This is a genomic window from Mammaliicoccus lentus, assembly GCF_002902755.1.
In the GTDB taxonomy this organism is placed as follows: domain Bacteria; phylum Bacillota; class Bacilli; order Staphylococcales; family Staphylococcaceae; genus Mammaliicoccus; species Mammaliicoccus lentus.
In genome coordinates, this window is record NZ_PPRS01000066.1 from 1 (window position 1) to 24,787 (window position 24,787).

Genomic DNA, 24,787 nt, shown 5'->3' on the forward strand with positions numbered 1-24,787 from the left:
GATCGAAGACTTAATCAAATTTTTAAAATCGGTTTTGCGCCGTAAAATCTGCTTACTATCTAGTTTTGAATGTGCAATACATTCTTAATAAGTTTTTATTACTATTTGTCTGGTGACGATAGCAAAGAGGTCACACCTGTTCCCATGCCGAACACAGAAGTTAAGCTCTTTAGCGCCGATGGTAGTTGGGCTTACGTTCCGCGAGAGTAGGACGTTGCCGGGCAAATATAAAAATTACATATATTAAATGGAGAATTAGCTCAGCTGGGAGAGCATCTGCCTTACAAGCAGAGGGTCGGCGGTTCGAACCCGTCATTCTCCACCATTTAGCCGGCCTAGCTCAATTGGTAGAGCAACTGACTTGTAATCAGTAGGTTGGGGGTTCAAGTCCTCTGGCCGGCACCATGTTTTAGAGCCATTAGCTCAGTTGGTAGAGCATCTGACTTTTAATCAGAGGGTCAGAGGTTCGAATCCTCTATGGCTCACCATTAGCGGGTGTGGCGGAATTGGCAGACGCACTAGACTTAGGATCTAGCGCCTTACGGCGTGGGGGTTCGACTCCCTTCACCCGCATTATTTAAAGAAATTAAGCATTTAATCTTGCAGAAGTAGTTCAGCGGTAGAATACAACCTTGCCAAGGTTGGGGTCGCGGGTTCGAATCCCGTCTTCTGCTCCATTATTTGCCGGGGTGGCGGAACTGGCAGACGCACAGGACTTAAAATCCTGCGATAAGTGATTATCGTACCGGTTCGATTCCGGTCCTCGGCACCATTTTAATATGCGCCCGTAGCTCAATTGGATAGAGCGTTTGACTACGGATCAAGAGGCTAGGGGTTCGACTCCTCTCGGGCGCGTAATGACCAGTTAAGGTTACGGGAAGTAGCTCAGCTTGGTAGAGCACTTGGTTTGGGACCAAGGGGTCGCAGGTTCGAATCCTGTCTTCCCGACTCTTTAAAAGTTATATATTAAATGGGGGCTTAGCTCAGATGGGAGAGCGCCTGCTTTGCACGCAGGAGGTCAGCGGTTCGATCCCGCTAGTCTCCACCATTTAAAATTAATACATTACCATTATGGCGGCGTAGCTCAGCTGGCTAGAGCGTACGGTTCATACCCGTGAGGTCGGGGGTTCGATCCCCTCTGCCGCCATTAAAATTAAATATGTCATACATATTTTGATTTTGGACCTTTAGCTCAGTTGGTCAGAGCAAACGGCTCATAACCGTTGGGTCGCAGGTTCGAGTCCTGCAAGGTCCATACTTATATAGTGGAGGAATACCCAAGTTCGGCTGAAGGGATCGGTCTTGAAAACCGACAGGGGCTTAACGGCTCGCGGGGGTTCGAATCCCTCTTCCTCCGCCATTATATTTGTACACTAATTATTTATTATTAAAGCGGGATGGAGCAGTTCGGTAGCTCGTCGGGCTCATAACCCGAAGGTCGGTGGTTCAAATCCGCCTCCCGCAATTATTATTTTTAGGTCCCGTGGTGTAGCGGTTAACATGCCTGCCTGTCACGCAGGAGATCGCGGGTTCGATTCCCGTCGGGACCGCCATTTTTAAAAATTTAATGTATGGCTCAGTAGCTCAGTCGGTAGAGCAAAGGACTGAAAATCCTTGTGTCGGCGGTTCGATTCCGTCCTGAGCCATCTTTTAAAGTTTAAGCCGGCCTAGCTCAACTGGTAGAGCAACTGACTTGTAATCAGTAGGTTGGGGGTTCAAGTCCTCTGGCCGGCACCATCTATCGGAGGGATAGCGAAGTGGCTAAACGCGGCGGACTGTAAATCCGCTCCTTCGGGTTCGGCAGTTCGAATCTGCCTCCCTCCACCATTATTATTTATAGGGGTATAGTTCAACGGTAGAATAGAGGTCTCCAAAACCTTTGGTGTGGGTTCGATTCCTACTACCCCTGCCATGGCGGTTGTGGCGAAGTGGTTAACGCATCGGATTGTGGTTCCGACATTCGTGGGTTCGATTCCCATCAGCCGCCCTTATTTTTATTAATGGGCTATAGCCAAGCGGTAAGGCAACGGACTTTGACTCCGTCACTCGCTGGTTCGAATCCAGCTAGCCCAGTTGTTTGGCGGCATAGCCAAGTGGTAAGGCCGAGGTCTGCAAAACCTCTATTCACCGGTTCAAATCCGGTTGCCGCCTCCATTAATAAATATTGCGGGAGTATTTCAACTCTTAGAATACATTCCTTCCTGGAATGAGATATAGGTGCAAATCCTATCTTCCGCTCCAATTCCATTTTTCCTAAATGATTAATTATTAAAATGCGGGAGTATTTCAACTTTTAGAATACATTCCTTCCCGGAATGAGATATAGGTGCAAATCCTATCTTCCGCTCCATTATTTCTTCCATAGGGAAGATTTTTTTATAGGATAAAGTTATGCCGGCGTGGTGGAATTGGCAGACACGCGGGACTCAAAATCCCGTGTCCATTGCGGACGTGTCGGTTCGAGCCCGACCGCCGGTACTATATTGAAAGCCATAAACTTAGGTTTATGGCTTTTTTATTTTATATAATATTAAGAAGTTTAGGATAAATGTGAAAATACGATTGTTTAAAAAGATAAAGTCCTATATCATTAATACATATTTACATCTGGAGGAATACTATGGATAAACATTTCACTGCAAAAGAATTTTTTTCTAATATTTTAAATGGTATTGGTGTTGGTATCGTTATTGCTTTAATACCAAATGCTATTCTTGGCGTACTTTTTACATACTTAGCACAGTTTCATCCTATATTAGAAATGTTTAACCAAGCTTTACTGTTAATGCAGTTTGGTATGAGCTTTATAATAGGAGTGATTGTAGCAAATCAATTTAAATTCCAAGCTACTGATGCTGTTATGATTGGAGCTGCAGGATTGATTGGATCAGGTGCTGTTAAAATAGAGAATGGTACATATACATTTGCAAGTATTGGGGATGTAGTAAATTTAATCGTTGTATTGGTAATAAGTTGTTTCTTAATGATTAAATTAAAAGGAAAATTTGGTTCATTAGATATGCTTATATTACCAATTTTAGTTTCTGTTGTGAGTGGATTTATTGGCATGTTAACTTTGCCTTATGTAAGTACTGTAACTAAAGGTATTGGCAATTTAATTGGTCATTTTTCTACTTTAAATCCATTATTAATGTGTATCTTAATAGCAATTACATACTCTTTATTAATGGTAACACCTATTTCCTTAGTTGCTATTGCTACTGCTGTAGGATTAGAAGGTTTGAGCTCTGGCGCAGGTAATATGGGTATTGTAGCAGCTTGTATGACGTTCTTAATAGGATCATGGAAAGTTAATAATAGAGGCACAAATATTGTATTGATTGTTGGTGCAGCAAAACTAATGATACCAGTTTATTTTAAACATCCTATAATTGCAGTACCGTTACTGTTTAATGGATTAATTTGTGGACTATTAACTTACTTTGTTGGAATTAAAGGAACACCAATGTCTACAGGTTTTGGCTACACAGGTTTTGTCGGACCAGCTAATGCTATAAAATATATGGACGGACAGTTTATAGTTAACGTATTATTATTGTTATTAGCATACTTCATTATACCTTTAATAAGTGCATACATTATACACACACTATGTTTGAAAGTATTACCAAAATATCAAAAAAATATATTTGCTTTTAATAATAAAGCATAGAGAGAGGGCCAGAAACCTCATTTTGTTAAATAAGATTTCGTAGTCCATTTTTGAGCTAAGGATTTATGTCCTTGGCTTTTATTTATGTAAAAAAGAATAAGCCCTAAAACTACATATTATATTCTGAATAGTAAGAATATATTGAAAAATAGATTGTTTGTTTCTTTGTTTTCTTGTACAATTAATGATTATTCACAATATTGCATATTGAAAGGAAGTAAATGATGAAAATAAAATTATTTGATATAAGAGAAGACGAGAAAAATTTTGCTTATAACTGGGGGAAAGTGAATAATCATGAAATAGTATGTGTTGAAGAACATTTAACTTTAGATAATGTATCTTCATTAAAAGCATTTGATGCTATTAGTACTCAACAACTACATAAATATGATGATGATATATATGAGGCACTTAATAAGGTAGGAATTAAGCAAATAGCTGGCCGAACTGCAGGTTTTGATATGTTCAATAAAGAAGAAGCAGCTAAACATGATATTAAAATTACTAATATACCAGCATATAGTCCTAATGCCATAGCAGAGTTTGCGGTATGTAGAGCATTAGAATTAGTTCGTAACATTAATAAAATACATAAACGTGTTACTAATCAAGATTTTACATGGGATGAAAATGTTATTGCTAATGAATTAAGAAGTATGACCATACTTGTTATTGGAGTAGGTCGAATAGGAAAAGTTTCAGCTCAATTATTCAATGGATTTGGTGCAAAGGTTATAGGTTATGACCCTTATGACCAAAGTTGTGATAATGTTGAATTTTTTGATGACTTAAAAGAAGCTATATCTAAAGCGGACCTTATAACTCTGCATGTTCCTGCTAATGATGAAACAATGCATATGATCGATGAAGAAACGATAAGTTATATGAAAAATGGTGCATATTTAGTGAATACTTCAAGAGGTATTACAGTTGATACTAAAGCCTTATTGAAAGGATTAAATGAAGGAAAAATACATAGCGCTGCTTTAGATGTATATGAACATGAATTTGATTATTTTGCATATGATTATTCAAATAAATCTATTGAAGATGAAATATTAAAAGATTTATTGTCGCGTGATGATGTGTTAATTTCACCCCATATAGCATTTTATACAAAAACAGCTGTTCAGAATATGGTTGAGATATCACTTGATAGCGCACTTGAAGTAATAAACACAGGGAAAAGCTTAAACGAAATATAATGATAATCAAGTATGAGTGTTTGAACATTCATACTATTTTTTAAAAAACACTGTTGCATAAAATTACAATAATGCGTATAATAATGAATATTATTAATTCAGGAGGTTGGAACTGTGAAAAGAAATGTATTATTAAAAATTGTCTTCACCATCATTTGTTTATCACTTATGATTCCAAACATTAGTATAAGCCAAGCTAATGCAGCACAAACGGATCAATGGGAGAAAGCAAAAGAACGTGGAGAATTAAGAGTAGGATTATCAGCTGATTATGCACCATATGAATTCGAACATACTAAGGACGGTAATCGAGAATATGCCGGGATTGATATCGAGCTCGCTAAAAAAATAGCAAAAGATAACGATATAGAATTAAAAATTGTGAATATGCAATTTGATAGTTTACTCGGCGCATTAAAAACTGGAAAAATCGATATGATTATTTCTGGTATGGCACCAACTCCTGAAAGAAAAAAAGAAGTAGATTTTTCGGATTATTATATGGAAGTCAAACAAAGGATGATTGTCCAGAAAAAAGATAAAGACAAATTAAAAACGGTCGATGATTTTAAAGGTAAAATGATTGGTGTTCAAAAGCAAACGACTCAAGAAGAACTTGCAAAAACTGAAATGCCTGAATCACAACTTAGCTCTCTTACTAGGGTACCCGAAGTTATCATGTCACTTAATTCTGGAAAAATAGACGGAATGATTATAGAAGGTCCAGTTGCAGACGCTTATCTAGAGAAAAATCCTAATTTAACTTATTCTGATGTTGAATTTTCTGATGCCGATAAAACAACCGCGATTGCTTTACCGAAAAACTCGCCAGAATTAATGGATAGAGTAAACAAAAGCGTAAAAGATGTGAGAGATAATAACTTGATAAAGGATTATCAAGACAAAGCAACAGAAGCTATGTTTGATGATGGTTCATTCTTTAGTAAGTATGGTTCTTATTTCTTACATGGTATCGGTATTACAATTCTATTATCTTTCTTAGGTGTAGTAGCAGGTGCAATTATTGGTTGCGTATTAGCACTAATGAAATTAGGTAATAGCAAAATACTTAAGTCTATCGCTTCAGTGTACATAGAATTTATTAGAGGTACACCTTTACTTGTACAAGTATTTCTAGTGTACTTCGGTACAACCGCAGTACTCGGACTCGATTTATCAGCACTTATTTGCGGTATTATCGCATTAATCATTAATTGTAGTGCTTATATTGCAGAGATAATAAGAGCAGGTATTAATGCTGTAGATAATGGACAAATGGAAGCAGCTAGGTCATTAGGATTAAATAGAACTCAAGCGATGAAGCAAGTAATTATGCCACAAGCTATTAAAAATATTTTACCTGCTTTAGGTAATGAATTTGTAACTGTTATTAAAGAATCATCAATTGTATCTGTAATAGGTGTAAGCGAACTGATGTTTAATGCACAAGTAGTACAAGGTGCTTCGTTCGATCCATTTACACCGTTACTAGTCGCAGCGGTATTATACTTCATATTAACCTTTACATTATCAAGAGTAATGTATTTCGCTGAAAGGAGGTTCAGTGTAAGTGATTAAAGTTAACGATTTACACAAAACATTTGGAAAAAACGAAGTATTAAAAGGCATTAATTTAAATATTAAACAAGGTGAAGTTGTTGCTATTATTGGACCTTCAGGAAGCGGTAAAAGTACGCTTTTAAGATGTTTGAACTTATTAGAAGAACCAACCTCAGGACAGATATTATTTAAAAATAATGATTTAACGAATGCTAAAGGGACAAAGTTAGACCAATTAAGACAAAAAATGGGGATGGTTTTCCAAGGATTTAATTTATTCCCACATAAAAAAGTAATAGAAAACGTCACTTTAACACCATTAACATTAAAAAAAGGAAGCAAAAAAGAATTAGATGACCAAGCCATCCAATTATTAAATAAAGTTGGACTAGAAGATAAATATAATGTTTACCCGTCTAAACTATCAGGCGGACAAAAACAACGTGTTGCAATAGCACGTGCGCTTGCAATGAATCCTCAAGTTATATTATTTGATGAACCAACTTCGGCATTAGACCCCGAAGTTGTAGGTGAAGTATTGAGTGTTATGAAAGATTTGGCTAAAGAAGGTATGACTATGGTAGTGGTGACGCACGAAATGGGATTTGCTAAAAATGTAAGTGATCACGTTATATTTATGGACGAAGGAATAGTACAAGAAGAAGGCACTCCCGAACAAATATTTGATAATCCTCAAAATGATAGAACAAAGCAATTTTTGTCAAAAGTTTTATAATACAAATATAAAAAAGAGGTGTCGTAATGATTGAAATTGGAATTGTCGGCGGAAGTGGATACGGAGCAGTGGAATTAATTAGATTATTAAATCAACATAAAGAAGTTGAAATTAAATATATATTTTCACATTCTAAATCAGGAGAAGCGATAAAAAACACGTATCCTCATTTACAAAACAGTATTCAGGCAGAATTCTCAAGCTTAGATGTAAAAGATGTAGAATGTGATTTAATATTTTTTGCAACTCCCTCAAATGTTAGTAAACATTTTATCCCTGACTTAATCGAAAGAGACATTAAAGTAATTGATTTATCAGGTGATTTTAGATTAAAAGATCCAAATGTATATAAATCATTTTATGGAGAACAACCAGCCAAACAATCTATATTGAATCAAGCATTTTACAGTTTACCCGAATGGTCAGAGGTAAATGAAAATAACCAAATTATCGCAAACCCCGGCTGTTTTCCTACATCTATTTTATTAGCATTACATCCGCTAATAACTGATGAGTTAATTAAACTTGATTCTATTATTATTGATGCAAAGACTGGTGTATCAGGAGCTGGTCGAAGTTTAAGTCAAAATGTTCATTATGGTGAAATGAATGAAAATTTATCAGCATATAAATTAGGTGGACATAAACATATACCAGAGATAGAACAATATCTCACGAATCTTTCTAATACCGAAGTTAATGTAACTTTCACACCACACCTTGTGCCAATGACAAGAGGTATATTATCAACCATTTATATTGATTTAACAAAAGATTACACAGAAGAAAGTCTACATGCTTTATACAAAGATATGTATAAAGATAAGCCTTTTGTAAGGATTAGAGATTTAGGAGATTTTCCCAAAACTAAAGAAGTTCTTGGGAGTAACTATTGTGATATAGGAATTTATGTAGATGAAAAACGAAATAAAGCTATTATTGTTTCAGTAATTGATAACCTTGTAAAAGGTGCTAGTGGACAAGCAATTCAAAATTTAAATAAACTATATAACTTTGATGAGATGGAAGGTTTAGATTTATTACCAATATACCCATAGAGTGGAGGAATTTGATGATTGAAGAAACTAAGCAAGTTATAGACTCTGAAATAACGATTTTGCAAGACGGGGATGTCGCATCTCCTAATGGTTACACAGCAGGTGGAATACATGTTGGATTACGTCGAGCAAAGAAAGATTTTGGTTGGTTATATTCATCAAATCCTGCTCAATGCGCAGCAGTATATACTCAAAATGCGTTTAAAGCTGCACCTTTACAAGTTACACAAGCAAGTTTAAATGTTTCAAAACAATTATCAGCAGTGGTTATTAACTCAGCAATAGCTAATGCTTGTACAGGTGAACGTGGTTTAAGGGATGCAATACAAACAAAAAAATGGATTTCTGAAAAACTTCAACTTCCAGAACATGAAATAGCTGTCGCATCTACAGGTTTAATCGGAGAATTTTTACCTATGGATAAAATTAAATACGGCGTTGAACATATAGATATTGAAGGTGCAACTTGTTCTAAAGATTTTAATGAATCTATTTTAACAACTGATAAAGAAACGAAGCATATCGCTGTTCAAGTAACCATAGATGGTGAAGTTATAACTGTAGGTGGATCTAGTAAAGGTTCAGGGATGATAAATCCTAATATGGCGACAATGTTAGGGTTTATGACGACAGATGCTAACGTACAAGCTGAGGATTTAGAGGACATATTAAAGCCTACAGTAGATGATACCTTTAACATGATTACTGTAGATGGTGACACGAGTACAAACGATATGGTGTTACTTCTAGCTAATGGAATGGTAGGTAAACAACAGTTAACTAAAGAACATCCTGAATGGCATAAATTTGTTGAAGCGGTTCGCTATGTTTGTGAGCATCTTGCAAAAAGCATTGCCCAAGATGGTGAAGGTGCTACAAAACTAATAAAAGTTGAAGTTGAAGGTGCAATTTCAAAAGAAAAAAATAATGCTATAGCCAAAACAATCGTTGGCTCTAGTTTAGTTAAAACAGCTATTCATGGTGGCGACCCTAATTTCGGAAGATTTATAACAGCAATTGGATATGCAGACAATACAATTTCACCAAATAATGTGGACGTGTGGCTTTGTGATCATTTGATTGTGAAACAAGGTATGCCAGTTCCATTTGATGCATTAGACCTTAAAGCAAATATGGAACAGGACACTATTGTTATTAAAGCTAAAGTTGGTAACGGCTTATTTAAATCTACAGCATTTGGTTGTGATTTATCATACGAATATGTGCGTATTAATGCTTTATATAGCACCTAATAAGGAGTTTTTAAAATGAAGTATGCAGTAATTAAAATAGGCGGTAGCATATTAAGTGACCTTTGCGATACGATTATAGAAGATATACATGCTTTAAGAAAAGATAATTACACACCTATTATTGTTCATGGTGGAGGACCATTTATTAAAAAACAGCTCAATAGATTAGGGGTTGAAAGTAAGTTTTTAGATGGTTTACGTGTTACTGATGAACAAACTTTGCTTCAAACTGTAAATACATTGATAGGTGAAGTCAATCCAAAAATTGTACATCAAGTGAACCGTAAAGAAACATTAGCTATAGGATTAAACGGAATAGATCTTAACTTATTTGAGATTGAACCTATAAATGAAAAGTATGGATACGTTGCAGAATGTCTCTCAGTAAACAAACCAGTTTTAGCAGATATATGTAAGTTAGCTATACCTGTAATAGCACCGATTGGTATTAATCATGAAAATGGTCAAAAATATAATATTAATGCAGATAGTTTAGCATATAAAATAGCGAGCGAAATGAATGCAGATTTATTTTTAGTAAGTGATATTCCTGGTGTATTAATAGAGGATGAAGTTAAATCTGAATTAAGCATACAAGAAATTAATACTTATATTGAAACTACTGAAATATATGGAGGCATGATACCAAAGGTGAGTGGTGCTGTATCGGCTATTAAAGATGGATGTAGTAGTGTTAAAATTATTCCAGGCACAGTTAAACACGCTTTAATAAATAGTTCTAATTCAAATTCAATTGGTACTACAATTATTTCTTAAGTTATTTACTACAAAAAAATTAAAAATAAATGCTAAAATAAGTCCAAGACATAAATATTTGTCTCGGACTTATTTTTAATTTTGTTTCATAAAAGATATGCAATTTTTAAGAATTAAATATGTTAAAATATATAGGCATGTTTGATAGTGAGGTGAGTAAATTTGAATTTAGATCAATTAAAACAAGAAGTGATAGATTATGCGCATTCAATGGGAATAGATAGCATTGGGTTTACAACTGCAGATCCTTTTGATGAGTTAAAAAAGAAACTAGCAGATTACCATAACAAAGGTTATGCTTCTGGGTTTGAAGAAAGTGATATAGCTTTAAGAACAGAACCAAAATTATCACTGCCTTCAGCACGTTCGATTATCGCTATCGCAGTAGGTTATCCTAACAAATTAAAAGGCGCTCCAAAAAGTGTGCGTGGTGATAGAAGAGGTATGTTTGCGAGAGCTTCTTGGGGACAAGACTATCATACAATTATGAGAAATCGATTAGATAAACTTGGAGAATTTTTAAAAGAAAAAGTACCAGATGTTGAAATCCAATCAATGGTAGATACAGGTGTATTATCTGACAGAGCTGTTGCTGAAAGAGCGGGACTTGGTTTTGCAGGTAAAAATGGTTTCATAATTAATGAGGATTTAGGGACTTGGACTTATTTAGGAGAAATGCTTGTGAGCATTCCGTTTAAGCCCGATGATCCAGTGATAGATAGTTGCGGAGATTGTAATATATGTGTAGACAGATGTCCTACAGGTGCACTAGTAGGTAATGGTCAATTAAACAGTCAAAAATGTATAAGCTTCTTAACACAGACTAAAGGATACTTAAAGGACGAGTATCGATATAAGATAGGAAATCGTCTTTATGGCTGTGATACATGCCAACAAGTGTGCCCAAGAAATAGAGGTATAAACACTCAACATGATGATATCGTGCTAGAACCTGAAATTTTGAAGCCGAGATTAGTACCGTTATTAAAGATGTCTAATAAAGAATTTAAAAATACTTATGGACATATAGCTGGTGCATGGAGAGGTAAGAAGCCTATTCAAAGAAATGCGATTGTTGCATTGGTACATTTTAACGAAGAAAGTGCTATACCTGAATTGAAAGATGTTGCTTTAACAGACCCTAGACCAATGATTAGAGCTACTGCTTATTGGGCGATTGGCCAAATTCAAGGGGAAGAGGCAAGAACCTTTATTATGTCGCATTATGAACATGAAATTGAAGAAGTACAAGAAGAAATGATTAAAGGATTAGAAATGAGGAGACAATAAATTATGACGAACCACGTAGTTTTATATCAACCAGAAATACCAGCTAATACAGGAAACATTGCACGTAGTTGTGCTGCTACAGACACACATTTACATTTAATTAAACCATTAGGATTTAGCACTGACGATAAGATGTTGAGAAGAGCAGGATTAGATTATTGGAAATTCGTTAACATCACTTATTACGATAGCATTGAAGAGTTTTTTGAAAAAACAGAAGGTGGTCACTATTATTTATTAACTAAATTCGGTACACAGCCGCATACTGATTTTGATTACAGCAATACTGATGAAGATCATTACTTTGTGTTTGGTAGAGAAACAAGTGGTTTACCTGATTGGGTTAAAGAAAAATATAAAGAAACAGCTTTAAGAATACCTATGAATGATAATGTAAGAGCTTTAAATCTATCTAATACAGCAGCTATATTAATTTATGAAGCATTAAGACAACAAGATTATCCAAATTTAAAATAAAAAAACTGAGGCCGTAGGGGTCTCAGTTATTGATTATTTTGTTTTAAAGATTCAAGCTCTTTGTTTAAATCTTCTTCTTTAAGTCCATAGTCTTTAGAATCACGACCAGCTGTTAACATTGAAGTAAGAAACGCTACACCAACCATGCAGATTAGTAATGTATTCATTTAATTAGCCCCCCAGTAATGTTATGTTATCTTTATTATATACGAATTAGGTGAATATTTAAATATAATTTTTAAGGAGACTTTAAAATGGGACATTATATTTTAGATAATGCAGTAATTTATACTGAACAAGGAAAAATAGAAAATGGTTATATTGAAATACAGGATGGATATATACAAGATATACAAGAAGGTTCATATAGCGGCAATTTAGAAGTTGTTGATGTAAATGGTCAACATATTATTCCAGGCTTTATTGACATACATATACACGGGGGATATGGTCAGGATGCAATGGATGCAACACCGGAAACATTGAATATACTATCTGAAAATCTTTTATCAGAAGGAACAACAAGTTTCTTAGCGACTACAATGACACAATCATCAGAAGCAATTAATAAAGCGTTAAAAAATGTAGCAGAGTATAAGCCTTTAGATGATAAACGCGCAGAAATATTAGGAGTACATTTAGAAGGTCCATTTATTTCTGAGCATAAAGTTGGTGCGCAAAATCCTAAATATGTAGCAAGACCTTCAGTTGCAAAGTTTGAAGCATTTCAATCAGTAGCTAAAGATAAAATAAAAATTATAACAATAGCTCCGGAAGTAGAAGGTGCTAAAGAAACAATACAGGCACTTAATGATAAAGTGATTTTTTCTGCTGGTCATACGATTACGGATTATGATGGTATAGAAGAAGCAGTTGATAATGGCTTACAGCATATTACTCATTTATATAATGCTCAAACTACATTTACTCACAGAGAGCCGGGCGTTTTTGGAGCTGCATTGACAGATGAAAGGTTAACGACAGAAGTTATTGTAGACGGTGTACATTCACATCCAGCGTCCGTTAAATTAGCTTATTTATCGAAAGGCAACAAAAATTTCTGCGTGATTACTGATGCAATGAGAGCAAAAGGTATGAAAGATGGAGAATATGATTTAGGTGGACAAAATGTTCACGTGAAAGATCATGAGGCGCGATTAGAAAATGGTTCATTAGCTGGAAGTATTTTACTCATGAATAAAGGATTGAAAAATTTGATGAACTACGCAAATATCCCGTTAGAAGAAGCTTGGAGAACAACTAGTTTAAATCAAGCTATACGATTAAACGTAGAAGATAGGCTAGGTTCAATCAAAAAAGGTAAACAAGCAGACCTTGTTATAGTTGATTCAGAAATAAATGTTTTAACAACGATTAAAAAAGGGTATATTATAGATAATGAACAATGATTATTGACATGATAATAGATAAGTTGAAATGAGGAGTGGAGAAAATGGCTTTAAATTTTAAAGTATTCGAAACAAAAAGTATAGCTGCACGTTATGCCGCTGATATTGTACGTAAACAATTTAATGGTGACAGTACATCAGTAGTAGGCGTACATCTAAATGACGAAAACACAACATTTTTTGATGAGTTATTCGATAATGTAAAAAAGAGTCCAGTTAATTTTAGTCAAATTCATGTTTTAGATTTTGACGATAAAGAAGACTATTACACTGAATTAGGTGTTCCTAGTAAGCAAGTCATAAAAACTGATGTTGGTGGCGATGTTGAATCAGTGATTAAAGATAAAGTAAATACTGATAAGAAGAAAAATAAATTAATGTTAAATGTTTTAACATTAACTGACGATAGTAGAATCGGTTTAGATTATGATTCTTCGATACATCCTGCTCGCGAAGTCGTATTACTTGTTACGGGTAAAGAAAAAGCTAAAGCAGTAAAACAATTATATGAAGAACCTGCTAATGGTTCTGTTGATTCAGCAAAATTAAAACAACATAGAATGGTTACTGTTGTACTAGATAATGAAGCGGCGCAAGGTCTACCTGAAGATGTAAGATCTTACTTCTCAATTCAATTTTCGTAAGAAGGTGAACAATTTGGATAAACACATTGATCATAATGAAAATGAAGAAGAAAATGAAATGGTTCAAGATTTAGAAGACGTCAAAGAACTAGGTAAAGAGATGGAACAAATCTCTGAACAAAATGACGAAGAAAAAGAAGAAGAAAAATAATTTAGTGTTGATATATCTTCAAACATTTCAAAAAAGGATTTATGCATGAGAACTTAGTGCGTAAATTCTTTTTTTATTTTAAAAATATCAAATATCAAAATCTTTATTTGTAAAAAATTGAATTATGCACTTTTACGATTGTATATTGTTTACAAATTTGAATTATCAGACTACTAACAGTTTTATTCATTATATTTATAGGCTATAATAAAGGTGAAGTTAAATTGATTTAAACATGTAATAAAGGGGAGTAATGTAAATGGATTACAGAATTGAACATGATACTTTTGGTGAAATAAAAGTACCGAGTGACAAGTTTTGGAAAGCACAAACACAAAGAAGTAAACAAAATTTCCCAGTTGGTAAGGAACAAATGCCAATTGAAGTAATATACGGATTCGCTCATTTGAAAAGAGCGGCAGCTATTGCTAATCATGAACTAGGTAAGCTATCAGATGATAAGAAAGATGCTATCGTATATGCTACTGATGAAATTTTAAAAGGTAACTTAGATGAACATTTTCCATTAGTTGTATGGCAAACAGGTAGTGGTACACAAAGTAATATGAACGTTAACGAAGTTGTTAGTTACGTTGCAAACAACTATTTAGAAGAAAAAGGTTCAGAGGAAAATGTACATCCAAATGACCACGTCAACATGTCTCAAAGTTCGAATGATACATATCCAACTGCGATGCATGTGGCATTATATCATGAAATAGAATCAAAATTATTACCTGCATTAAGTAAGTTAAGAGATACATTTAAAGAGAAAGAAACTTCTTTCGAAGACATTATTAAAATAGGTAGAACGCATCTTCAAGATGCAACACCATTAACTTTAGGACAAGAAGTAAGCGGTTGGAGATACATGTTGGATAAATGTGAATCTTTATTAAATGAATCTAAAGGTCAGCTACTTAACTTAGCAATAGGCGGTACAGCAGTAGGTACTGGTATAAATGCTCATCCTGAATTTGGAGATAAAGTTGCGAAACAAATTGCTGAACAATTAGGTTATCCATTTGTTTCTTCTGAAAATAAATTCCATGCTTTAACAGCTCATGATGAAGTTGTTTATGTACATGGTGCACTTAAAGCATTAGCTAGTGATTTAATGAAGATAGCGAATGATGTAAGATGGTTATCTTCAGGTCCTAGAGCAGGTCTAGCGGAAATTTCAATCCCTGAAAACGAACCTGGATCTTCAATTATGCCGGGTAAAGTAAACCCAACGCAATGTGAAATGCTAACAATGGTATCAGTTCAGGTAATGGGTAACGATACTACGGTTGGAATAGCAGCATCACAAGGTAATTTTGAATTAAACGTATTCAAACCTGTAATATTATACAATACATTACAATCAATTTATTTATTAGCAGATGGTATGGAAACATTCAATGATAACTGTGCAATAGGTATTGAGCCTATTGATGAAAATATTGATAAATATTTAAATCAATCATTAATGTTAGTTACTGCTTTAAATCCACATATTGGATATGAAAATGCAGCTTCAATAGCTAAAAATGCTCATAAAAATGGTTTAACATTGAAAGAATCTGCAGTACAGTCTGGTCTATTAACAGAAGAACAATTTGACGAATGGATCAAACCAGAAGACATGATAAGCTCTAAAGAATAATAGCAGCTATTAGAAATATAAAGAAGTCAAAAAGGTGCTATAGGCACCTTTTTGCATATCAAAAGATACACTCGGAGGTATATATGAAGAGAATAGGTTTAATTGACATCGGTTCAAATACTATTAGACTCGTTATTTTTGAATGTTCAGATGAAACAGGATTAAATGAATTACAAAACATTAAAACCCCAGCTAGATTAAGTCAATATTTAACAGAAGATAAAGTTATGACTGAAGAAGGTATCGAAATATTAAGTGAAACATTATATAGTTTCAAAAAAGTTGCTATGAAGTTCAATGTAGATGAATTAGTTCCTGCAGCCACTGCAGCTGTTAGACAATCGAATAATTTAAATGAGATTAAAGAAAAAGTAAAAACTAAAACAGGTTTAGATATAGAAGTCATTCCTGATGAAGATGAAGCATTTTATGGTTTCTTTGCAGCTACTCATACGCTTAATATTCAAAATGGAATCACCGTAGATATCGGTGGTGGTTCAACAGAAATTACACATTTTGAAAATAAAAAACTAATGAATGCAGTAAGTTTCCCATTTGGAGTTGTAACGCTACAAAAAATGTTCTTTGAAGGAAAAAATCATAACGATAAGAACGCTATAAAAAAATGTGAAAAATATGTTAAAGATCAATTTGAATCAGAAAAATGGATTAAAAATAAAGAATTACCAATTATAGGTATCGGTGGTTCTGCACGAAATAATGCGAGAATTCATCAATCTTTACATAATTATCCGATAGCAGGTGTTCATGGTTATGACATGAATAAAAAAGGTTTAGAAGAAGTGTTTGATGTATTGAAAAAATCAGACAAAAACGATTTGAAAGATTTAGATGGATTAAGTAGAGATAGAGTAGATATTATTATGCCAAGTTCAATTGTATTTAATACATTATTCGAGGTTGTAGATGCAACAGAATTTAGTTTCTCTAGAAAAGGTTTAAGAGAAGGACTTGTTATGACCATATTAAAAGAAGATTTTTCCAAAGCTTTTAATAAAGATAATGTGGCCACTGATGCACTTAAATATTTAGCAAATGAGTACAATATTAATCCTTCTAATGGACGACAACGGGTAAAACTTGCAGAAACTCTACTAAATAAAGTAATGGAAATAAATGATATTACTATTTCTGAAAGTGATAAATCATTATTTAAAGATGCTGCTTATTTATACTATTTAGGTTCATTTATTGATGCAGATTCCAGTTCTCAACACACATATTATATAATCGCAAATAGTAGTATCAATGGATTGTCACATAAAGAGAGAGTGAAATTAGCTTTATTAGCAAGTTTTAAAAATAAAACTTTATTAAAATTTTATGCAAAAGAAACTAATTGGTTCAAAACTAATGAGATAGATCAAATACAGAAGCTAGGCGGTTTAATTAAATTTGCTCATGCACTTAATGTATCAAATACAGACTGTGTTGATTCATTAACATTGACAGAATCTAAAGATGAATATGTACTAGAAGTACAATATGTAACAGATCCAATAGCGGAGCAATATCAATCTGAAAGACAGAAGAAACATATAGAAAAATTATTACCAAAAAAACTTAATATAAAATTTACTCAAGATTAATGTTTATACGTTTTAATAGAACAGTACTAACTTTTTAAACGATGCAAATTTGTAAAGGGTGTGGTAATTATGGGAGAACAAGCTAAACAATATAATCTAGATAATTCAAAATACTATAATAACAGAGAACTTAGTTGGTTAGACTTTAATTACCGTGTTCTTGAAGAAGCATTTGATTCTAATAATCCATTACTTGAACAATTAAAATTTATAGCAATTCACAGTTCTAATTTAGATGAGTTCTTTATGGTGAGAGTGGCCGGGTTAAAAGACCAAATTAAAATGAACTTTAATGAACCTGAGAACAAAGCGCAATTAACACCTAAAGAACAACTTATTTGTATTGAAGAAAAAAATAGAATCAATGTCGATTTGCAATATAAAAGATTTAATGAATTAAAAGAAAAATTAAAAACTTATAATATTTATATTACTCAACCAGAAAGGTTACCAGACATTCTAATTAAACAATTACACGCTCAATTCAACTCAGAAATACTGCCAACTTTATCACCATTAGGCATTGATGCATATAGACCATTACCCAAATTAAATAATAAAATGCTTAATTTATTTGTGGATATAAAACTAGATGATGGAGAAATCAGATCAGCAATTGTACCCGTTCCAGTTCTATTGGACAGAATTATTAAACTTGAACACGAAGGTAAAAAATATATTGTATTTCTTGAAGATGTGATTTCTTTATTCATCGAACAATTATTCAATGGTTATGAAGTCATTAATACTTATACTTTTAGAGTTACAAGAAATGCAGATTTAACGATACATGAAGATGGTGCGGAAGATTTACTTATTGAAATTGAAAGATTTTTAAAAGAAAGAAAAAGTGGTGTGGCTGTCCGATTAGAAATTGACAGTAGACATATTGATTCTGAAGTAAAAAGTATATTTCTCATGAATGAGTTTGAAATAGATAATCATGATATATACAGGGTAAATGGGCCTGTAGATTTAACTGTTTTATTTTCGTTAGTTAGTCAATTGGAGGATTTGTTACCGAATGAATTATTCAAACCACATACGCCTCAAATTCCTGCGTCTTTAAATAAAAATAATATATATGAGTTAGCATTAGAAAAAGATATATTCTTCCATCACCCATACGAATCATTTAAACCAATTGTAGAGTTTATTAAAGAAGCTTCTGAAGACCCTGATACACTTGCCATTAAACAAACACTTTACCGTGTAAGTAGTGATTCACCTATTATTCAAGCGTTGAAAAATGCTGCAGAAAATGGTAAACAGGTTACTGTATTAGTAGAATTAAAAGCAAGGTTTGACGAAGAAAATAATGTGCAGTGGGCTAAAATGCTAGAAGATGCAGGTTGTAATGTTATTTATGGAATGACATTTTTAAAGACACATAGTAAAATTACTCTCGTGATAAAGCGTGTTAACGGTAAAGTTATGCCGTTTGTACATTTAGGAACAGGTAACTATAATGATAAAACTGCAAAATTATATACAGACATGGGCATCATTACTACTAATCCAGATATAGGAGAAGATGCGATTAATTTCTTTAATTATTTAAGTGGTTATTCATTAAAGCCAAATTATAATGAGCTGATTGTAGCGCCATTTGAAATAAGAGATGTATTTGTTGATCACATAGATCAAGAAATTGAAGCTCATAAAGAACATGGTAATGGACTTATTATTGCTAAGATGAATTCTTTAACAGATAAAAAGGTCATAAAGAAATTATTTGAAGCTTCTCAAAATGGAGTGAAAATTAAACTGATAATTCGTGGTATCTGTTGTTTAAAGCCAGGTATACAAGGTGTAAGTGAAAATATAGAAGTAATTAGCATTGTGGGGAGATATCTAGAACATTCTAGAATATATTATTTTTATCATAACGGTGAAGAAAAAATGTACTTATCATCAGCAGATATGATGACAAGAAATATGATAAAACGAGTTGAAATTTTATTTCCAATTTTAGATGAAAGCATCGTTAAAAGATTAAAAGACTATTTGAATTTACAACTTGATGATGGACTGAAGGGAAGGATCCAAGATTCAAATGGAAAGTATCATTACAATGATGCTGGAAACAAACAAGCTAGTTCTCAACAAATATTGATGGAAGAAGCAATTCTTAAGGCTAAACAATTACAGCAAAGTGAAATTAAAATAGGAAAACCAATAAGAAGTAAAAAATCTAATTTATTTAATAAATTCAAACGAAGGTTTAAAAGATAAATAATTATAAGTAATGTATCCTTGAAAACATATAATTAGAGTCTGGGACATAAAATAATTGTCCCAGACTCTCTTTTTGTATTGGCAGTAGCTGACTGGTATGAAAATGCGCTTATATCAAGCTTTTTTCATATCTAGTCATCCTTGTCGGGGTGGGACTACGAAATCTTTTTAATAAAATGAGATTTCTGTCCCACCCCCTAATTCATTTTATATTTTAATCTTCAAGCGTAACTGAAACGAATTCATCTTTAAATGGATGTTCAAATTCAATTTTGTAACTGTGCAGTTTCAATTGTCTCAGTTTACTATTGTTATAAAGTGGATCTCCAACTACTGGATGACCAATCTCTGCTAAGTGTACACGGATTTGGTGTGTTCTACCTGTGTCTAATTTTAGTTCGACTTCTGCTGTGTGCTCATCAAGCATATGACTTTCAAGAATATGTGTTACAGCGCGCTGACCAGTAGGTGATACGCGACGTTTATTAGGGTGAAACTTATCTTTACCGATAGGCATATCGATTGTTTGTGGTTTCAAAGGCAATAAACTATCTACTTGTGCTTTATAAGTACGCGTAATTTGTCTATCTTCTAGCATACGATCCAATATTTTTTTAGCAATAGGATGTTTTGCTACTAGTAATAACCCAACTGTTTCCTGATCTAATCTGTGCACGGGCTCTACATAATCAGAATCTATAGTATAAATAGCATGGTTCATTAAAGTATTTGCTTCTTGTAAATCGTTAGGATGAGTTTTAACGCCTTTAGGTTTTACAACGATTGCAAAATATTCATCTTCATATTTAACTTCAGCAAGACGATAGCTTGATACATACTGACTTGTTTCATTTAAGACAGGAATATGAAGTTTATCTCCTTTTGACACATGACTACGTAACGTGCTTGGTTCGTTATTAAGTGTTATTTCTTTAGACATTCTCAATAAATGTAATTCTTTCTTAGGTAATTGCAAAGATTTAAACATTTCTTCTATTGTTTGTCCTTCGTATTTCGATGGTATTATTATTTTCATGATATCCTCCAAGAATATTTAGCTTAAAATCGGAAAAATGATGTTATAACTAAATTTAAGTTATAATTAGTATAACAAGAAAATTACATAAGAAGTATCTTTACCGCTTAATTTAAACATTTAAATGATAAAGAGATGGTATGTATAATAGGTGTATAACCAATGATGATAAAGGTGATGTAAATGGAGAAACCGACACGTACAAGTTTATTGAAAGAAATTGCAGAGTTTTTAAATGAAGAAACAGAAATGTATAGTATGATGCATGGTGCTCTTAAAAAATTAGTGAATGGAAGTAATTTTCATACAGGGTGGATTTTTTTCATTGATGAAGAAGGACGTCATGAATTAGTTGCAGAAGAAGCATTACCGCCTGCTTTAACACATAATGATTGTCAATATATGACTGAAGGTACGTGTTGGTGTGTCACAGCTTATCATAATAAAAAATTAACAAAAGCCTCTAATATTATTAATTGTTCTAGAATTGTTAAGGCAACTAGAGAACATCATGATAAAACAGATGGTATTACTCATCACGCTACAGTGCCTTTAAGATCAGGAAATGAACAATTTGGCTTATTAAACATTGCTACGCCAGAAACAAAAAGATATTCTGAAGAAGACTTAGAATTATTAGAATCAGTAGCTTTTCAAATAGGTTCAGCAATCAAAAGGATTATATTAACAGATCAAGAAAAAGAAGCTGCAAGAATAAATGAAAGAAACAGATTAGCGAGAGACTTACATGACTCAGTAAATCAAATGTTATTTTCTTTAAAGATTACAGCTCATGCTGCTAAAGGTATCACAGATCACGAAGAGGCTAGAAAAGCATTCCAAACAATTGAAGAAACAAGTCAAAGTGCGGTAAATGAAATGAGGGCTTTAATTTGGCAATTAAAACCTGTTGGTCTAGAAAACGGTCTTATTTCTGCAATTAAACAATACAGTCAATTTATTCACGTTGAATCTGAATTTGAAGTTGAAGGTTTAATTGACTTACCGAATACAATAGAAGAGAATGTTTATCGCATTATTCAAGAATCATTAAATAATATTAAGAAACACTCTGGAACACATCATGCCAACATTTATATGGAACAAAACAAATTACAATTTAAAGTGGTTATTATAGATGAAGGCATAGGATTTGAAAGTAGTAAAACAGAAAAAACAGTTTCTAATGGTTTAAGAAATATGAAACAGCGTGCACAAGTTATGAAAGGACATATAGAAGTCAGTTCTAGTACAAATAAAGGTACCAAAATAGAATTAACAATACCACTTTAAATGTGATTAGGGGTTGTAAAAATGAATTATCAAGTAATATTAGTGGATGACCACCATATAGTAAGACAAGGGTTAAGATTTTTGATTGATACAGTAAAAGATTTTAATATCGTAGCAGATTTTCCAACTGGAAAATTATTGTTAGATTATTTAGAAGAAAATGAACAACCAGATATCATATTGCTAGATTTAGTAATGCCTGAGATGAACGGTATTGAAATAACTGGTATTCTAAAGAAAAAATATCCAAACGTAAAAGTATTAGTTTTAACGAGCTTTCTTGATGAAGAACATGTCATATCCGCGCTTGATAAAGGAGCGGATGGATATGAAATAAAAGATGTAGAACCAGAAGCACTGATACAAACAATAAGAGACGTATTAAAAGGTGAACGAAAAATTCACCCTAAAGTTCAATCTGTTATCTCTGAAAGTGAACAAAAACCACACAGAGCTAATAAATTATCAAAGAGGGAAATAGAAGTACTAAAAGAGATGGTAAAAGGGAAAACTAATAAAGAAATAGCAGAAACACTTTTTGTATCTGAAAAAACGATAAAAACCCATGTTAGCCATATATTAAATAAGCTTAAAGTTTCAGATAGAACTCAAGCTGCTGTTTACGCTATGGAACACCAATTAATCAATTAAATACTTGATTATTTCAATGAGTTAATATCAAAATTTTGATATTAACTCATTTTTTTGTATAAAATTTTAAATAAGTCTTACAAAAAGAAAGCGCTTACTATATAATGATAACATGGAGAAATTATTTTACGCTAACAATTGGGGGTAGTATAAATATGAAAGTAAAAAAGAATTTAACTTTAAAGATTGTTATAGCGTTAATATTAGGTATAGCAGTGGGATCTATATTTAATATTTTCGAAGGTAATAGTTTTGTTCAAAATACTAATCAGTATGTATTTAATGTACTAGGGCAAATATTTCTGAATCTAATATTCATGTTAGTAGTACCAGTAGTGTTTGTTTCTATCGTATTAGGTGTTGTAGGTGTCGGTGATCCTAAGCTGCTTGGTGGTATTGGTTTAAAGACCGTTATCTTTTTCTTAACAACAACAGCTATTGCAATAATTATCGCAATGGCTTTAGCACTTGTATTTAAACCAGGTGCTGGCCAAGGAGACTTATTAAATAGTGACGAAGTTAAGAAATATGGAGCTGAACAGAAAGCTAAATCTGGGGATGCTGAAGCACCAGAAAATCAAACATTCGATCAAACGCTCATTAATTTATTCCCTAAAAATCCAATGCAGTCTATGGTTGAACAAGATATGTTACCAATTATCACATTTGCGATTTTCATTGGTATAGGAATGATAGCATTAGGTAATAAAATTGAAGTCGTCAGGACTTTTCTCGAACAGACCAATGATATACTCATGTATATCGTTACAATGATTATGAATGTATTTGCTCCAATAGGTACATTTGGCCTAGTTGCAACGGCATTCACGAATGCCGGTTTTGGAGCTATCAAGCAACTAGGTATGTACTTCGTCATTGTATTGTTGGCTTTATTCATCCATTTCTTTGTTGTTTATGGTGGAGCAGTCAAATTCTTAGCAGGAAAAAATCCTTTATGGTTCTTTAAAAAGTTCTTACCAGCAATTGCTGTAGGATTTAGTTCATCTAGTTCAAATGCAACGTTGCCTATCTCTCTAGAATGTACAAAAGATATGGGAGTTAGAAAGGAAGTTAGTTCATTTGTTCAACCACTTGGTGCAACAATCAACATGGATGGGACAGCCATAATGCAAGGTGTAGCTACAATATTCATTGCTCAAGTATCTGGAATAGACTTGACAGTAATGCAAATGGTTACTGTAGTTATAATAGCTGTTATAGCATCTATTGGTACAGCTGGTGTACCTGGGGTGGGATTAGTGATGTTAGCTATGATTTTAACATCAATCGGTATAAACCCAGCCGCAATCGGTATGATTATCGGTATAGATAGATTATTAGACATGACACGTACATCAGTAAATATTACAGGCGATGCAGCATGTGCATTAATTCTTTCTGAGAGAGAAAAGTCAAAATTGGCGAAAAATTAACATTTCAACGTATTAAAGAGATAAATTGATAAAAAATCAATTTATCTCTTTTATTTTTATGCAAAATGTATTATGATGATACTTGTGCTCGAAAAAATCGTGTATTTTTGCAACATAATATAATAAATTAATAATAGAATTTAAATAGAAAGGTAGTTATTGATGGATAAACAAACTTTTACAACGATAATTCAAACAAAATTTAAAATGGTTCGTATTGAGGCAGGTTATACTCAAGATACAATGGCGAATACAGTAGGATTATCTAAAAAAACTTTAGTACAAATAGAAAAAGAACGTGTATTACCAAACTGGACAACTTGTGTATCTATCTGTGCATTATTCAGAGATTCAGACGTTTTAAACACAACATTTGGTTGTGACCCTCTAGAGGTAATTCAAATTATTTCTCGTCATCATTGTGCATATCCAAACCATGATAATACGAGTGATATTTATTGGACTACTATTGATGCAAAATCAGGCTACATTTTACAATCTAATAAAAAAAACAGATTTGTATAGAGTTTTAAATGACGAACGTCAACCAATATTTGGTACTGCGAAGAAACGTGAAGCAGAAACATATTTCTTACGTAAAACTCAATCATTATTTGTTTAATATTTGTGAAAAGCTACTTC

Annotated in this window: 20 protein-coding genes, 24 tRNA genes, 1 rRNA gene and 1 pseudogene; 44 read left to right on the plus strand and 2 right to left on the minus strand. The window is 33.1% G+C overall.

Going from position 1 to position 24,787, the window contains the following annotated elements; translation table 11 throughout:
• The first annotated feature begins 108 nt into the window (after positions 1-108).
• The 34 genes from rrf (at position 109) to trmL (ending at position 12,032) form a co-directional block, all read left to right on the plus strand.
• Positions 109-223: ribosomal RNA gene (gene rrf / locus CD135_RS11760) — 5S ribosomal RNA — on the plus strand.
• A 26-nt stretch (positions 224-249) separates the two neighbouring features.
• Positions 250-325, plus strand: a tRNA-Val gene (locus tag CD135_RS11765).
• 4 nt (positions 326-329) lie between these two features.
• Positions 330-405 (plus strand) — tRNA-Thr (locus tag CD135_RS11770).
• A 7-nt stretch (positions 406-412) separates the two neighbouring features.
• A tRNA-Lys gene (locus CD135_RS11775) sits at positions 413-488 on the plus strand.
• Between the two features lie 3 nt (positions 489-491).
• Positions 492-573, plus strand: a tRNA-Leu gene (locus tag CD135_RS11780).
• Between the two features lie 29 nt (positions 574-602).
• Positions 603-677: transfer RNA gene (locus CD135_RS11785), tRNA-Gly, on the plus strand.
• A 6-nt stretch (positions 678-683) separates the two neighbouring features.
• Positions 684-772, plus strand: a tRNA-Leu gene (locus CD135_RS11790).
• Between the two features lie 9 nt (positions 773-781).
• A tRNA-Arg gene (locus CD135_RS11795) sits at positions 782-855 on the plus strand.
• Between the two features lie 19 nt (positions 856-874).
• A tRNA-Pro gene (locus tag CD135_RS11800) sits at positions 875-948 on the plus strand.
• Between the two features lie 24 nt (positions 949-972).
• A tRNA-Ala gene (locus tag CD135_RS11805) sits at positions 973-1,048 on the plus strand.
• A gap of 25 nt (positions 1,049-1,073) precedes the next feature.
• A tRNA-Met gene (locus CD135_RS11810) sits at positions 1,074-1,147 on the plus strand.
• 34 nt (positions 1,148-1,181) lie between these two features.
• Positions 1,182-1,255: transfer RNA gene (locus CD135_RS11815), tRNA-Ile, on the plus strand.
• 12 nt (positions 1,256-1,267) lie between these two features.
• A tRNA-Ser gene (locus tag CD135_RS11820) sits at positions 1,268-1,360 on the plus strand.
• Positions 1,361-1,391: 31 nt separating this feature from the next.
• A tRNA-Met gene (locus CD135_RS11825) sits at positions 1,392-1,465 on the plus strand.
• A 12-nt stretch (positions 1,466-1,477) separates the two neighbouring features.
• Positions 1,478-1,553: transfer RNA gene (locus CD135_RS11830), tRNA-Asp, on the plus strand.
• 20 nt (positions 1,554-1,573) lie between these two features.
• Positions 1,574-1,646, plus strand: a tRNA-Phe gene (locus tag CD135_RS11835).
• Positions 1,647-1,661: 15 nt separating this feature from the next.
• Positions 1,662-1,737, plus strand: a tRNA-Thr gene (locus tag CD135_RS11840).
• Between the two features lie 6 nt (positions 1,738-1,743).
• Positions 1,744-1,827 (plus strand) — tRNA-Tyr (locus tag CD135_RS11845).
• Positions 1,828-1,838: 11 nt separating this feature from the next.
• A tRNA-Trp gene (locus CD135_RS11850) sits at positions 1,839-1,912 on the plus strand.
• Between the two features lie 2 nt (positions 1,913-1,914).
• A tRNA-His gene (locus CD135_RS11855) sits at positions 1,915-1,987 on the plus strand.
• A gap of 14 nt (positions 1,988-2,001) precedes the next feature.
• A tRNA-Gln gene (locus CD135_RS11860) sits at positions 2,002-2,073 on the plus strand.
• Positions 2,074-2,079: 6 nt separating this feature from the next.
• Positions 2,080-2,154 (plus strand) — tRNA-Cys (locus CD135_RS11865).
• Between the two features lie 12 nt (positions 2,155-2,166).
• Positions 2,167-2,241, plus strand: a tRNA-Gly gene (locus tag CD135_RS13060).
• Between the two features lie 34 nt (positions 2,242-2,275).
• Positions 2,276-2,350: transfer RNA gene (locus tag CD135_RS13065), tRNA-Gly, on the plus strand.
• A 43-nt stretch (positions 2,351-2,393) separates the two neighbouring features.
• Positions 2,394-2,478: transfer RNA gene (locus CD135_RS11870), tRNA-Leu, on the plus strand.
• 142 nt (positions 2,479-2,620) lie between these two features.
• Entirely contained in the window at positions 2,621-3,673 is a 1,053-nt protein-coding gene (locus tag CD135_RS11875) for a PTS sugar transporter subunit IIC (RefSeq protein WP_103269521.1), read from the plus strand.
• Between the two features lie 224 nt (positions 3,674-3,897).
• Positions 3,898-4,881, plus strand: a complete 984-nt coding sequence (locus CD135_RS11880) for a D-2-hydroxyacid dehydrogenase (protein WP_103269522.1) — start codon at positions 3,898-3,900, stop codon at positions 4,879-4,881.
• 114 nt (positions 4,882-4,995) lie between these two features.
• On the plus strand, positions 4,996-6,459 hold the full coding sequence (locus CD135_RS11885; protein WP_016999952.1) for an ABC transporter substrate-binding protein/permease: 1,464 nt from the start codon (positions 4,996-4,998) through the stop codon (positions 6,457-6,459).
• Positions 6,452-7,177 (plus strand): amino acid ABC transporter ATP-binding protein, encoded by a 726-nt coding sequence (locus tag CD135_RS11890; RefSeq protein ID WP_016999953.1) that lies wholly within the window; start codon positions 6,452-6,454, stop codon positions 7,175-7,177. The genes CD135_RS11885 and CD135_RS11890 overlap by 8 nt, the downstream gene beginning before the upstream one ends.
• 26 nt (positions 7,178-7,203) lie before the next feature.
• The gene (argC, locus tag CD135_RS11895; RefSeq protein WP_103269523.1) at positions 7,204-8,235 is read left to right on the plus strand and encodes an N-acetyl-gamma-glutamyl-phosphate reductase; all 1,032 of its coding nucleotides are present in this window, start codon (positions 7,204-7,206) and stop codon (positions 8,233-8,235) included.
• A gap of 14 nt (positions 8,236-8,249) precedes the next feature.
• Positions 8,250-9,488, plus strand: coding sequence for a bifunctional glutamate N-acetyltransferase/amino-acid acetyltransferase ArgJ (gene argJ / locus CD135_RS11900; RefSeq protein WP_103269524.1), 1,239 nt, complete (start codon positions 8,250-8,252; stop codon positions 9,486-9,488).
• A gap of 15 nt (positions 9,489-9,503) precedes the next feature.
• Complete coding sequence (argB, locus tag CD135_RS11905) at positions 9,504-10,265, plus strand: acetylglutamate kinase (protein WP_016999955.1); 762 nt, start codon at positions 9,504-9,506, stop codon at positions 10,263-10,265.
• A 162-nt stretch (positions 10,266-10,427) separates the two neighbouring features.
• Positions 10,428-11,555: a tRNA epoxyqueuosine(34) reductase QueG gene (queG, locus tag CD135_RS11910; protein ID WP_103269525.1), complete on the plus strand. Its 1,128-nt coding sequence runs from the start codon at positions 10,428-10,430 to the stop codon at positions 11,553-11,555.
• Positions 11,556-11,558: 3 nt separating this feature from the next.
• Positions 11,559-12,032 (plus strand): tRNA (uridine(34)/cytosine(34)/5-carboxymethylaminomethyluridine(34)-2'-O)-methyltransferase TrmL, encoded by a 474-nt coding sequence (trmL, locus tag CD135_RS11915; protein ID WP_016999957.1) that lies wholly within the window; start codon positions 11,559-11,561, stop codon positions 12,030-12,032.
• Between the two features lie 26 nt (positions 12,033-12,058).
• On the opposite strand, the gene CD135_RS13070 is transcribed toward trmL, so the two are convergent.
• The gene (locus CD135_RS13070) at positions 12,059-12,199 is read right to left on the minus strand and encodes a hypothetical protein (RefSeq protein ID WP_016999958.1); all 141 of its coding nucleotides are present in this window, start codon (positions 12,197-12,199) and stop codon (positions 12,059-12,061) included.
• Between the two features lie 87 nt (positions 12,200-12,286).
• Between CD135_RS13070 and nagA the strand changes: the two genes are divergently transcribed.
• The 6 genes from nagA (at position 12,287) to CD135_RS11940 (ending at position 19,729) form a co-directional block, all read left to right on the plus strand.
• A complete protein-coding gene (gene nagA, locus CD135_RS11920) occupies positions 12,287-13,441 on the plus strand; it encodes an N-acetylglucosamine-6-phosphate deacetylase (protein ID WP_103269526.1) in 1,155 nt (384 codons plus the stop codon).
• 44 nt (positions 13,442-13,485) lie between these two features.
• The gene (locus CD135_RS11925) at positions 13,486-14,085 is read left to right on the plus strand and encodes a 6-phosphogluconolactonase (RefSeq protein WP_103269527.1); all 600 of its coding nucleotides are present in this window, start codon (positions 13,486-13,488) and stop codon (positions 14,083-14,085) included.
• 13 nt (positions 14,086-14,098) lie between these two features.
• A complete protein-coding gene (locus tag CD135_RS13075; RefSeq protein WP_016999961.1) occupies positions 14,099-14,236 on the plus strand; it encodes an SAS053 family DNA gyrase inhibitor in 138 nt (45 codons plus the stop codon).
• Between the two features lie 259 nt (positions 14,237-14,495).
• A complete protein-coding gene (gene fumC, locus CD135_RS11930; protein ID WP_103269528.1) occupies positions 14,496-15,884 on the plus strand; it encodes a class II fumarate hydratase in 1,389 nt (462 codons plus the stop codon).
• Between the two features lie 83 nt (positions 15,885-15,967).
• Positions 15,968-17,494, plus strand: coding sequence for a Ppx/GppA family phosphatase (locus CD135_RS11935; RefSeq protein WP_103269529.1), 1,527 nt, complete (start codon positions 15,968-15,970; stop codon positions 17,492-17,494).
• Between the two features lie 69 nt (positions 17,495-17,563).
• On the plus strand, positions 17,564-19,729 hold the full coding sequence (locus CD135_RS11940; RefSeq protein WP_103269530.1) for an RNA degradosome polyphosphate kinase: 2,166 nt from the start codon (positions 17,564-17,566) through the stop codon (positions 19,727-19,729).
• 217 nt (positions 19,730-19,946) lie between these two features.
• Here CD135_RS11940 and CD135_RS11945 read toward each other — a convergent pair whose 3' ends face one another.
• Entirely contained in the window at positions 19,947-20,768 is an 822-nt protein-coding gene (locus CD135_RS11945; protein ID WP_016999949.1) for an RluA family pseudouridine synthase, read from the minus strand.
• Positions 20,769-20,951: 183 nt separating this feature from the next.
• Between CD135_RS11945 and CD135_RS11950 the strand changes: the two genes are divergently transcribed.
• The 4 genes and pseudogenes from CD135_RS11950 (at position 20,952) to xdrA (ending at position 24,767) form a co-directional block, all read left to right on the plus strand.
• The gene (locus CD135_RS11950) at positions 20,952-22,061 is read left to right on the plus strand and encodes a GAF domain-containing sensor histidine kinase (RefSeq protein WP_103269531.1); all 1,110 of its coding nucleotides are present in this window, start codon (positions 20,952-20,954) and stop codon (positions 22,059-22,061) included.
• A gap of 21 nt (positions 22,062-22,082) precedes the next feature.
• Positions 22,083-22,712 carry a response regulator gene (locus tag CD135_RS11955; RefSeq protein WP_016999947.1) on the plus strand — a complete coding sequence of 210 codons (630 nt, stop codon included), beginning with the start codon at positions 22,083-22,085 and terminating at the stop codon, positions 22,710-22,712.
• Between the two features lie 155 nt (positions 22,713-22,867).
• The gene (locus CD135_RS11960; protein WP_064211358.1) at positions 22,868-24,145 is read left to right on the plus strand and encodes a dicarboxylate/amino acid:cation symporter; all 1,278 of its coding nucleotides are present in this window, start codon (positions 22,868-22,870) and stop codon (positions 24,143-24,145) included.
• A gap of 162 nt (positions 24,146-24,307) precedes the next feature.
• Positions 24,308-24,767, plus strand: a pseudogene (xdrA, locus tag CD135_RS11965) (XRE family transcriptional regulator XdrA).
• Positions 24,768-24,787: the final 20 nt, after the last annotated feature.